Origin of the sequence: Staphylococcus sp. FSL W8-0305, assembly GCF_037966415.1 — a bacterium.
GTDB classification, from domain to species: Bacteria; Bacillota; Bacilli; order Staphylococcales; family Staphylococcaceae; genus Staphylococcus; species Staphylococcus aureus.
In genome coordinates this window covers 1,539,536-1,552,232 of sequence record NZ_CP150198.1, presented here as the reverse complement: position 1 = coordinate 1,552,232, position 12,697 = coordinate 1,539,536, and the positions used below count along the sequence as shown (strand labels likewise).

At 33.5% G+C, this 12,697-nt stretch carries 10 protein-coding genes; all 10 read left to right on the top strand.

The features are described from left to right. Positions 1 to 22: 22 nt before the first annotated feature. Positions 23 to 595 carry an aminoacyl-tRNA hydrolase gene (pth, locus tag NST10_RS07655; RefSeq protein ID WP_000649791.1) on the top strand — a complete coding sequence of 191 codons (573 nt, stop codon included), beginning with the start codon at positions 23 to 25 and terminating at the stop codon, positions 593 to 595. Next, positions 595 to 4,101, top strand: a complete 3,507-nt coding sequence (gene mfd, locus NST10_RS07650; protein WP_339209274.1) for a transcription-repair coupling factor — start codon at positions 595 to 597, stop codon at positions 4,099 to 4,101. The genes pth and mfd overlap by 1 nt, the downstream gene beginning before the upstream one ends. Further along, positions 4,091 to 5,617 (top strand): polysaccharide biosynthesis protein, encoded by a 1,527-nt coding sequence (locus NST10_RS07645; RefSeq protein ID WP_000680751.1) that lies wholly within the window; start codon positions 4,091 to 4,093, stop codon positions 5,615 to 5,617. Before mfd ends, NST10_RS07645 begins: the two co-directional genes overlap by 11 nt. Continuing rightward, entirely contained in the window at positions 5,617 to 6,810 is a 1,194-nt protein-coding gene (locus tag NST10_RS07640) for a MazG nucleotide pyrophosphohydrolase domain-containing protein (RefSeq protein ID WP_303661757.1), read from the top strand. Before NST10_RS07645 ends, NST10_RS07640 begins: the two co-directional genes overlap by 1 nt. Then, on the top strand, positions 6,807 to 7,070 hold the full coding sequence (locus tag NST10_RS07635) for an RNA-binding S4 domain-containing protein (RefSeq protein WP_001234988.1): 264 nt from the start codon (positions 6,807 to 6,809) through the stop codon (positions 7,068 to 7,070). Before NST10_RS07640 ends, NST10_RS07635 begins: the two co-directional genes overlap by 4 nt. A 17-nt stretch (positions 7,071 to 7,087) precedes the next feature. Continuing rightward, positions 7,088 to 7,480, top strand: coding sequence for a cell division protein DivIC (gene divIC / locus NST10_RS07630; protein WP_000792417.1), 393 nt, complete (start codon positions 7,088 to 7,090; stop codon positions 7,478 to 7,480). Between the two features lie 104 nt (positions 7,481 to 7,584). Beyond that, positions 7,585 to 7,986: a S1 domain-containing RNA-binding protein gene (locus NST10_RS07625; protein WP_000021445.1), complete on the top strand. Its 402-nt coding sequence runs from the start codon at positions 7,585 to 7,587 to the stop codon at positions 7,984 to 7,986. A 179-nt stretch (positions 7,987 to 8,165) separates the two neighbouring features. Further along, on the top strand, positions 8,166 to 9,461 hold the full coding sequence (tilS, locus tag NST10_RS07620; protein ID WP_001176721.1) for a tRNA lysidine(34) synthetase TilS: 1,296 nt from the start codon (positions 8,166 to 8,168) through the stop codon (positions 9,459 to 9,461). A gap of 4 nt (positions 9,462 to 9,465) precedes the next feature. Beyond that, a complete protein-coding gene (gene hpt / locus NST10_RS07615; RefSeq protein WP_000551283.1) occupies positions 9,466 to 10,005 on the top strand; it encodes a hypoxanthine phosphoribosyltransferase in 540 nt (179 codons plus the stop codon). Between the two features lie 257 nt (positions 10,006 to 10,262). Beyond that, complete coding sequence (gene ftsH / locus NST10_RS07610) at positions 10,263 to 12,356, top strand: ATP-dependent zinc metalloprotease FtsH (protein ID WP_001167888.1); 2,094 nt, start codon at positions 10,263 to 10,265, stop codon at positions 12,354 to 12,356. The last annotated feature ends 341 nt before the right edge of the window (positions 12,357 to 12,697 follow it).

The following is a 12,697-nucleotide window of genomic DNA, read 5'->3' as shown; positions in this document are numbered from 1 at the left end:
ATTATGTTGGAGGTAAACACGCATGAAATGTATTGTAGGTCTAGGTAATATAGGTAAACGTTTTGAACTTACAAGACATAATATCGGCTTTGAAGTCGTTGATTATATTTTAGAGAAAAATAATTTTTCATTAGATAAACAAAAGTTTAAAGGTGCATATACAATTGAACGAATGAACGGAGATAAAGTGTTATTCATCGAACCAATGACAATGATGAATTTGTCAGGTGAAGCAGTTGCACCGATTATGGATTATTACAATGTTAATCCAGAAGATTTAATTGTCTTATATGATGATTTGGATTTAGAACAAGGACAAGTTCGCTTAAGACAAAAAGGAAGTGCGGGCGGTCACAATGGTATGAAATCAATTATTAAAATGCTTGGTACAGACCAATTTAAACGTATTCGTATTGGTGTGGGAAGACCAACGAATGGTATGACGGTACCTGATTATGTTTTACAACGCTTTTCAAATGATGAAATGGTAACGATGGAAAAAGTTATCGAACACGCAGCACGCGCAATTGAAAAGTTTGTTGAAACATCACGATTTGACCATGTTATGAATGAATTTAATGGTGAAGTGAAATAATGACAATATTGACAACGCTTATAAAAGAAGATAATCATTTTCAAGACCTTAATCAGGTATTTGGACAAGCAAACACACTAGTAACTGGTCTTTCCCCGTCAGCTAAAGTGACGATGATTGCTGAAAAATATGCACAAAGTAATCAACAGTTATTATTAATTACCAATAATTTATACCAAGCAGATAAATTAGAAACAGATTTACTTCAATTTGTAGATGCTGAAGAATTGTATAAGTATCCTGTGCAAGATATTATGACCGAAGAGTTTTCAACACAAAGCCCTCAACTGATGAGTGAACGTATTAGAACTTTAACTGCGTTAGCTCAAGGTAAGAAAGGGTTATTTATCGTTCCTTTAAATGGTTTGAAAAAGTGGTTAACTCCTGTTGAAATGTGGCAAAATCACCAAATGACATTGCGTGTTGGTGAGGATATCGATGTGGACCAATTTCTTAACAAATTAGTTAATATGGGGTACAAGCGGGAATCTGTGGTATCGCATATTGGTGAATTCTCATTGCGAGGAGGTATTATCGATATCTTTCCGCTAATTGGGGAACCAATCAGAATTGAGCTATTTGATACCGAAATTGATTCTATTCGGGATTTTGATGTTGAAACGCAGCGTTCCAAAGATAATATTGAAGAAGTCGATATCACAACTGCAAGTGATTATATCATTACTGAAGAAGTAATCAGCCATCTTAAAGAAGAGTTAAAAACTGCATATGAAAATACAAGACCCAAAATAGATAAATCAGTGCGCAATGATCTGAAAGAAATGTATGAAAGCTTTAAATTATTCGAAAGTACATACTTTGATCATCAAATACTACGTCGTTTAGTAGCGTTTATGTATGAAACACCTTCGACAATTATTGATTATTTCCAAAAAGATGCAATCATTGCGGTTGATGAATTTAATCGTATTAAAGAAACTGAAGAAAGTTTAACAGTAGAGTCTGATTCGTTTATTAGCAACGTTATTGAAAGTGGTAATGGATTTATAGGACAAAGTTTTATAAAATATGATGATTTTGAAACATTGATTGAAGGCTATCCTGTCACTTATTTTTCATTATTCGCTACAACAATGCCGATAAAACTAAATCATATTATTAAATTTTCATGTAAACCTGTCCAACAATTTTATGGGCAATATGACATTATGCGTTCTGAATTTCAACGATATGTTAATCAAAATTATCATATCGTGGTTTTGGTCGAAACCGAAACTAAAGTTGAACGTATGCAAGCGATGTTAAGTGAAATGCATATTCCATCAATAACAAAATTGCATCGCTCAATGTCATCGGGGCAAGCAGTGATTATTGAAGGCAGTTTATCTGAAGGATTTGAACTACCTGATATGGGATTAGTTGTCATTACTGAACGTGAGCTTTTTAAATCAAAACAGAAAAAGCAACGAAAACGTACGAAAGCTATCTCAAATGCTGAAAAAATTAAGTCTTACCAAGATTTAAATGTGGGAGATTATATTGTTCATGTGCATCATGGTGTTGGTAGATATTTAGGTGTTGAGACGCTCGAAGTAGGGCAAATACATCGTGATTATATTAAATTGCAATATAAAGGTACGGATCAACTATTTGTTCCAGTAGATCAAATGGATCAAGTTCAAAAATATGTAGCTTCGGAAGATAAGACGCCAAAATTAAATAAACTCGGTGGCAGTGAATGGAAAAAAACAAAAGCTAAAGTTCAACAAAGTGTTGAAGATATTGCTGAAGAGTTGATTGATTTATATAAAGAAAGAGAAATGGCAGAAGGTTATCAATATGGGGAAGACACAGCTGAGCAAACAACATTTGAATTAGATTTTCCATATGAACTTACGCCTGACCAAGCGAAATCTATCGATGAAATTAAAGATGACATGCAAAAATCGCGTCCAATGGATCGCTTGCTATGTGGTGATGTTGGTTATGGTAAAACTGAAGTTGCAGTGAGAGCAGCATTCAAAGCTGTAATGGAAGGAAAGCAGGTTGCATTTTTAGTTCCTACAACTATTTTAGCTCAGCAACATTATGAGACGTTAATTGAGCGTATGCAAGATTTTCCTGTTGAAATTCAATTAATGAGTCGTTTTAGAACGCCAAAAGAGATAAAACAAACTAAGGAAGGACTTAAAACTGGGTTTGTTGACATAGTTGTTGGTACACACAAATTACTTAGTAAAGATATACAGTATAAAGATTTAGGGCTGTTGATTGTAGATGAAGAACAACGATTTGGTGTACGCCATAAAGAGCGTATTAAAACATTAAAACATAATGTAGATGTACTAACATTGACTGCAACCCCAATACCTAGAACATTGCATATGAGTATGCTAGGTGTGCGCGATTTGTCAGTGATTGAAACGCCGCCAGAAAATCGTTTCCCAGTTCAAACATATGTATTAGAACAGAACATGAGTTTTATCAAAGAAGCTTTAGAAAGAGAACTATCCCGTGATGGCCAAGTATTTTATCTTTATAATAAAGTGCAATCCATTTATGAAAAACGAGAACAACTCCAGATGTTAATGCCAGATGCTAACATTGCAGTTGCTCATGGACAAATGACAGAGCGCGATTTAGAAGAAACGATGTTAAGTTTTATCAATAATGAATATGATATTTTAGTAACGACGACGATTATTGAAACAGGTGTCGATGTCCCAAATGCAAATACTTTGATCATTGAAGATGCAGATCGCTTTGGATTGAGTCAGTTGTATCAATTAAGAGGTCGTGTTGGTCGTTCAAGTCGTATTGGTTATGCATACTTCTTACATCCAGCAAATAAGGTACTAACTGAGACTGCAGAAGATCGATTACAAGCGATTAAAGAATTTACGGAGTTAGGCTCAGGATTTAAGATTGCGATGCGTGATTTGAACATTCGTGGTGCTGGTAATTTGTTAGGTAAACAACAGCACGGCTTTATTGATACAGTTGGATTTGATTTGTACAGTCAAATGTTAGAAGAAGCTGTAAATGAAAAACGTGGTATTAAGGAACCAGAATCTGAGGTGCCAGAAGTCGAAGTTGATTTAAACTTGGATGCATATTTGCCAACAGAATATATTGCAAATGAACAAGCTAAAATTGAAATTTATAAAAAGCTAAGAAAAACTGAAACATTTGATCAAATTATCGACATAAAAGATGAATTAATTGATCGTTTCAATGATTATCCTGTTGAAGTAGCACGTTTGCTTGATATAGTGGAAATAAAAGTACACGCATTACATTCAGGTATCACGTTGATTAAAGATAAAGGGAAAATAATTGATATTCATTTATCTGTAAAAGCCACTGAAAATATTGATGGCGAAGTGCTGTTCAAAGCAACACAACCTTTAGGTAGAACAATGAAGGTTGGTGTTCAAAATAATGCAATGACAATTACTTTAACGAAACAAAATCAATGGCTTGATAGTTTGAAGTTTTTAGTTAAGTGCATTGAAGAAAGTATGAGAATCAGTGATGAAGCATAAAGAAGCATTTAATGGCGTTGTCGTGTTAACTGCTGCATTAATTGTCATTAAAATTCTGAGTGCTGTATATCGAATTCCATATCAAAATATATTAGGCGATACAGGTTTGTATGCATATCAACAAGTGTATCCAATTGTAGCATTAGGAATGATATTATCGATGAATGCCATTCCTAGTGCAATTACACAAAATATAGGGAAGTATCATAGTGACGAAGCATATGCAAAAGCAGTCGCTTATATACAATTAGTTGGTATGTTATTATTTATTGCTATTTTTGTGTTTGCGAACAATATTGCACATATGATGGGTGATAGCCATTTAACACCTATGATTCAAGCTGCAAGTTTAAGCTTTATATTTATAGGTATGCTTGGCGTGTTAAGAGGTTATTATCAATCTGCAAATAATATGACAGTTCCGGCTATTTCCCAGGTTATAGAACAAGTTATACGAGTAGGTATTATCATTGTTACTATTGTTATTTTTGTAGATAGAGGTTGGACGATATATGAAGCGGGTACAATTGCTATTTTAGCATCAACGATAGGTTTTTTAGGTTCTTCAATTTATTTAGTAGCGCACCGACCTTTTAAGTTTAAAATGGTAAATAACACTGCAAAGATTGTTTGGAAACAGTTCGCACTTTCGGTTTTGATTTTCGCTATCAGTCAATTAATCGTAATTTTATGGCAAGTGATTGATAGTGTTACTATTATTAAGTCACTTCAAGCGATACGCGTGCCATTCGATGTTGCTATAACTGAAAAAGGAGTCTATGACCGTGGTGCATCATTTATTCAGATGGGATTGATTGTAACTACAACATTTAGTTTTGCGCTCATTCCTCTGTTAAGTGACGCAATCAAAATGAATAATCAGGTACTTATGAATCGTTATGCAAATGCGTCATTAAAGATTACGATTTTAATAAGTACAGCAGCGGGAATAGGATTAATTAATTTATTGCCTTTAATGAACGGTGTATTTTTTAAGACGAATGATTTAACCTTAACGTTAAGCGTTTATATGATTACGGTTATTTGTGTATCGTTAATTATGATGGATATGGCATTATTACAAGCTCAACATGCTGTGAGACCAATTTTTGTCGGTATGACGGCAGGATTGGTTATTAAATTTATACTTAATATCATTTTGATTCGTTTAAGTGGCATTATTGGTGCGAGCATTAGTACTGTTGTATCATTAATTATATTCGGTACGATTATCCATATTGCTGTCACGAGAAAATACCATTTACATGCGATGAGACGATTTTTTATCAATGTTGTTTTAGGTATGGTATTTATGTCGATTGTTGTTCAATGCGTGTTAAACATAGTGACAACACACGGTAGAATCACTGGACTCATTGAATTATTATGTGCAGCAGTATTAGGTATCATTGCATTGTTTTTCTATATTTTTAGATTTAATGTTTTGACATATAAAGAGTTAACTTATTTACCATTTGGTTCAAAGTTGTATCAAATTAAGAAAGGAAGACGTTGATGGAACATACCATTACGATTGTTGGCTTAGGAAACTATGGCATTGATGATTTGCCGCTAGGGATATATAAATTTTTAATGACACAAGATAAAGTTTATGCAAGAACGTTAGATCATCCAGTTATAGAATCGTTGCAAGATGAATTAACATTTCAGAGTTTTGACCATGTTTATGAAGCACATGACCAATTTGAAGATGTCTATAATGATATTGTGGCGCAATTGGTTGAAGCTGCTAATGAAAAAGATATTGTCTATGCGGTTCCGGGTCATCCTAGAGTTGCTGAGACAACTACAGTGAAATTACTGGCTTTAGCAAAGGACAATACTGATATAGATGTGAAAGTTTTAGGTGGGAAAAGCTTTATTGATGATGTGTTTGAAGCAGTTAATGTAGATCCAAATGATGGCTTCACACTGTTAGATGCGACATCATTACAAGAAGTAACACTTAATGTTAGAACGCATACATTGATTACGCAAGTTTATAGTTCAATGATTGCTGCTAATTTGAAAATCACTTTAATGGAACGATATCCTGATGATTATCCTGTTCAAATTGTCACTGGTGCACGAAGCGATGGTGCGGATAACGTTGTGACATGCCCATTATATGAATTGGATCATGATGAAAATGCATTCAATAATTTGACGAGTGTATTCGTACCAAAAATCACAACACCGACATATTTGTATCATGACTTTGATTTTGCAACGGAAGTGATTGATACTTTAGTTGATGAAAATAAAGGTTGTCCATGGGATAAAGTGCAAACGCATGAAACACTTAAGCGTTATTTACTTGAAGAAACATTCGAATTGTTCGAAGCTATTGACAATGAAGATGATTGGCATATGATTGAAGAACTAGGAGATATTTTATTACAAGTGTTATTGCATACTAGTATTGGTAAAAAAGAAGGGTATATCGACATTAAAGAAGTGATTACAAGTCTTAATGCTAAAATGATTCGTAGACACCCACACATATTTGGTGATGCTAATGCTGAAACTATCGATGACTTAAAAGAAATTTGGTCTAAGGCGAAAGATGCTGAAGGTAAACAGCCAAGAGTTAAATTTGAAAAAGTATTTGCAGAGCATTTTTTAAATTTATATGAGAAGACGAAGGATAAGTCATTTGATGAGGCCGCGTTAAAGCAGTGGCTAGAAAAAGGGGAGAGTAATACATGAGATTAGATAAATATTTAAAAGTATCACGGTTAATAAAGCGACGTACGCTAGCAAAAGAGGTAAGTGATCAAGGTAGAATTACAATAAATGGTAATGTTGCTAAAGCTGGATCGGATGTTAAAGTTGAAGATGTGCTGACGATTCGCTTTGGTCAAAAATTAGTAACAGTTAAAGTAACTGCATTAAATGAACATGCATCTAAAGATAACGCGAAGGGCATGTATGAAATCATTGAAGAGCGTCGACTTGAAGAAGCGTAAATTGGAGGTGACAAGCAATGAAAAATAAAGTAGAACATATAGAAAATCAGTACACGTCGCAAGAGAACAAGAAAAAACAACGTCAAAAAATGAAAATGCGTGTTGTTCGTAGGCGTATTACAGTATTTGCGGGTGTATTACTTGCGATAATTGTTGTTTTATCAATCTTGCTTGTTGTCCAAAAACATCGCAATGATATTGATGCACAGGAGCGAAAAGCGAAAGAAGCACAGTTTCAAAAGCAACAAAATGAAGAAATTGCGTTAAAAGAAAAGTTGAATAATCTGAATGACAAAGATTATATTGAAAAAATTGCGCGTGATGATTATTACTTAAGCAACAAAGGTGAAGTGATTTTTAGGTTGCCAGAAGACAAAGATTCGTCTAGCTCAAAATCTTCGAAAAAATAAATCCAAATTGATTCAAAATTATCCGAGTATAGACATTGTGAAAAAATCCAAACAAGGATATAATAAGGGAAAATCGAATCAAATCGGGAGGATTTATTTAACATATGTCAATCGAAGTTGGAAATAAGCTTAAAGGTAAAGTCACTGGTATTAAAAAGTTTGGTGCATTCGTAGAATTACCTGAAGGAAAAAGTGGTTTAGTTCACATTAGTGAAGTCGCAGATAATTATGTTGAAAACGTAGAAGAGCACCTTTCTGTTGGTGATGAAGTAGACGTAAAAGTATTATCTATTGCTGATGATGGAAAAATTAGTCTTTCAATAAAGAAAGCTAAAGACCGTCCACGTAGACAACATACGAGTAAACCAAGTCATCAAAAACCAGTGCAAAAAGCCGAAGATTTTGAAAAGAAATTAAGCAATTTCTTAAAAGATAGTGAAGATAAATTAACTTCAATCAAACGTCAAACAGAATCTAGACGCGGTGGCAAAGGTTCTAGACGTTAATTAAAATAAATAAAGACTGTTTCGATAAGGAATATATTTAGAATGATGCGTATCGAATAATCGATTGCAGCGTTAGACAATCTAAGACTGTTTCTTAAATAAGGAGCAGTCTCTTTTATTTGTAATGATATAACTAAGACTTATACCATTTTTGAAAATTGTAAAAGTGAGGTGATGTTATGCAGTTAAATAGTAATGGTTGGCATGTTGATGACCATATTGTTGTCGCTGTTTCTACAGGTATTGATAGTATGTGTTTATTGTATCAACTACTAAATGATTATAAAGATAGTTATAGAAAACTAACATGTTTACATGTCAATCATGGCGTTAGGTCAGCTTCAATCGAGGAAGCCAGATTTTTAGAAGCATACTGCGAACGTCATCACATCGATTTACATATCAAAAAGTTGGATTTGTCGCATAGTCTCAATCGAAATAACAGCATTCAGAATGAAGCTCGAATTAAACGTTACGAATGGTTTGATGAAATGATGAATGTATTAGAAGCGGATGTATTGCTAACGGCGCATCATTTGGACGATCAATTAGAAACTATTATGTATCGCATTTTTAATGGGAAATCAACGCGTAATAAACTAGGATTTGATGAGTTGTCGAAGCGAAATGGTTATCAGATTTATCGACCACTTTTAGCTGTCTCTAAAAAAGAAATAAAACAATTCCAAGAGAGATATCATATACCATATTTTGAAGATGAATCTAATAAAGATAACAAATATGTTAGAAATGATATTCGTAATAGAATTATTCCAGCTATTGATGAAAATAATCAACTTAAAGTATCGCATTTATTAAAATTAAAACAATGGCATGATGAACAATATGATATTTTGCAATATTCAGCTAAACAATTTATTCAAGAATTTGTGAAGTTTGATGAACAGTCAAAATATTTAGAGGTTTCTAGGCAAGCTTTTAATAACTTGCCAAACTCATTAAAGATGGTTGTGTTGGATTGCCTATTATCAAAGTATTATGAGTTGTTTAATATTAGTGCTAAAACATACGAAGAGTGGTTTAAACAATTTAGTAGTAAGAAAGCACAATTCAGTATTAATCTCACGGATAAATGGATAATTCAAATCGCATATGGTAAATTAATAATAATGGCTAAAAATAATGGCGATACATATTTTAGAGTTCAAACTATTGAAAAGCCAGGTAATTATATTTTTAACAAATATCGATTAGAGATACATTCTAATTTACCAAAATGTTTATTTCCGCTTACAGTGAGAACACGACAAAGTGGCGATACATTTAAACTGAATGGGCGCGATGGTTATAAGAAAGTAAATCGCCTGTTTATAGATTGTAAAGTGCAACAGTGGGTTCGGGATCAAATGCCAATCGTATTGGATAAACAACAGCGCATTATTGCGGTAGGAGATTTATATCAACAACAAACAATAAAACAATGGATTATAATTAGTAAAAATGGAGATGAATAGCGTTATGCATAATGATTTGAAAGAAGTATTGTTAACTGAAGAAGATATTCAAAATATCTGTAAGGAATTGGGAGCACAATTAACAAAGGATTATCAAGGTAAACCATTAGTATGCGTGGGTATCTTAAAAGGCTCAGCAATGTTTATGTCAGATTTAATTAAACGAATTGATACCCATTTATCAATTGATTTCATGGATGTTTCTAGTTATCACGGAGGCACTGAGTCAACTGGTGAAGTTCAAATCATTAAAGATTTAGGTTCTTCTATTGAAAATAAAGACGTATTAATTATTGAAGATATCTTAGAGACTGGTACTACACTTAAGTCAATTACTGAATTATTACAATCTAGAAAAGTTAATTCATTAGAAATAGTTACTTTATTAGATAAACCAAACCGTCGTAAAGCGGACATTGAAGCTAAGTATGTAGGTAAAAAAATACCAGATGAATTTGTTGTTGGTTACGGTTTAGATTATCGTGAATTATACCGAAACTTACCATATATCGGTACGTTAAAACCTGAAGTGTATTCAAATTAATTTTTTAATCGATTTCAGTTATTATTACTATGCGTTTGAGAAATAATAGTGTAGACTCAAAAATATGAAAAATGTATTTCATATATATTTAATTTTAGACAAGACATATGTCTTAAAAAGTTGAAAAATATAGAGATTGATAAAACTAACACAGGGTGTGAATGACATTGATGTTAAGCTCAATTACTAGCTTATAAAACATGTCATATGTTACAATTTTTGTTAGTTTTATTATGGGAAGTAGGAGGAAATGACGCATGCAGAAAGCTTTTCGCAATGTGCTAGTTATCGTAATAATAGGCGTTATTATTTTTGGTCTATTTTCATATTTAAACGGTAATGGAAATATGCCGAAACAGCTTACATATAATCAATTTACTGAGAAGTTGGAAAAAGGTGACCTTAAAACTTTAGAAATCCAACCACAACAAAATGTCTATATGGTAAGTGGTAAAACGAAAAATGATGAAGACTATTCATCAACTATTTTATATAACAACGAAAAAGAATTACAAAAAATTACTGATGCTGCTAAAAAGCAAAACGGTGTAAAATTAACGATTAAAGAAGAAGAAAAACAAAGTGTCTTTGTGAGTATACTTTCAACATTAATTCCAGTTGTAGTCATAGCGTTATTATTTATTTTCTTCCTAAGCCAAGCACAAGGTGGCGGTAGTGGCGGTCGTATGATGAACTTTGGTAAATCTAAAGCAAAAATGTACGATAATAATAAACGTCGTGTTCGTTTCTCTGATGTAGCAGGGGCAGATGAAGAAAAACAAGAATTAATTGAAATTGTTGATTTCTTGAAAGACAATAAAAAATTCAAAGAAATGGGATCTAGGATTCCTAAAGGTGTCTTACTTGTTGGACCTCCAGGTACTGGTAAAACATTACTTGCTAGAGCGGTTGCAGGTGAAGCAGGCGCACCATTCTTCTCTATTAGTGGTTCAGACTTTGTAGAGATGTTTGTTGGTGTTGGTGCGAGCCGTGTTCGTGACTTATTCGATAATGCTAAGAAAAACGCGCCTTGTATCATCTTTATCGATGAGATTGATGCTGTTGGTCGTCAACGTGGTGCAGGTGTTGGTGGCGGTCATGATGAACGTGAACAAACCCTAAACCAATTATTAGTTGAAATGGATGGATTCGGTGAAAATGAAGGTATCATTATGATAGCTGCTACAAACCGTCCTGATATCCTTGACCCAGCCTTATTACGTCCAGGTCGTTTTGATAGACAAATTCAAGTTGGTCGTCCAGATGTGAAAGGCCGTGAAGCAATTCTTCATGTTCATGCTAAAAATAAACCACTTGATGAAACGGTTGATTTAAAAGCGATTTCACAACGTACACCTGGTTTCTCAGGTGCTGATTTAGAAAACTTATTAAATGAAGCATCTTTAATTGCTGTACGTGAAGGTAAAAAGAAAATTGACATGAGAGATATCGAAGAGGCAACGGATAGAGTTATAGCCGGACCTGCTAAGAAATCTCGAGTTATTTCTAAGAAAGAACGTAATATTGTTGCTCATCACGAAGCTGGTCATACAATTATCGGTATGGTACTTGATGAGGCAGAAGTAGTGCATAAAGTTACTATCGTTCCACGTGGACAAGCTGGTGGTTATGCAATGATGCTACCTAAACAAGATCGTTTCTTAATGACTGAACAAGAGTTATTAGATAAAATCTGTGGTTTACTTGGTGGACGTGTATCAGAAGATATTAACTTTAACGAAGTATCAACAGGTGCTTCAAATGACTTCGAACGTGCAACACAAATCGCACGCTCAATGGTTACGCAATATGGTATGAGTAAAAAATTAGGGCCATTACAGTTCGGTCATAGCAATGGTCAAGTATTCTTAGGTAAAGATATGCAAGGTGAGCCTAATTATTCAAGCCAAATCGCATATGAAATTGATAAAGAAGTTCAACGAATCGTTAAAGAACAATACGAACGTTGTAAACAAATTTTATTAGAGCACAAAGAACAATTAATTTTAATTGCTGAAACATTATTAACAGAAGAAACATTAGTTGCTGAACAAATTCAATCATTATTCTACGAAGGTAAATTACCTGAAATTGATTATGATGCAGCTAAAGTTGTTAAAGATGAAGATTCTGAATTTAATGATGGTAAATTCGGTAAATCTTATGAAGAGATTCGTAAAGAGCAATTAGAAGATGGACAACGTGACGAAAGTGAAGATCGTAAAGAAGAAAAAGATATTGCTGAGGATAAAAAAGAAGCTGATAAATCTGATGAAAAAGATGAACCAGCACATCGACAAGCCCCAAATATCGAAAAACCTTACGATCCAAATCACCCAGACAATAAATAATCGATTATATTCAGTACCTCTTTCTATGATAAAGTTATAGAAAGAGGTACTTTTATGATTTAAGGAATACGAGCCTGAGACATAAAACAATGTTCAATGCTCTACAAAGTTATATTGGCAGTAGTTGACTGAACGAAAAAGCGCTAGTAACAAGCTTTTTTCAATTCTAGTCAGGCGCCCCAACACAGAGAATTTCGAAAAGAAATTCTACAGGCAATGCGAGTTGGGGTGGGACGACGAAATAAATTTTTTGAAAATATCATTTCTGTCCCACTCCCATTATGGCACGAATAATTAATAATCAAACAAGTTGCTTCATTATTTAGAATGATGGGTGTAGA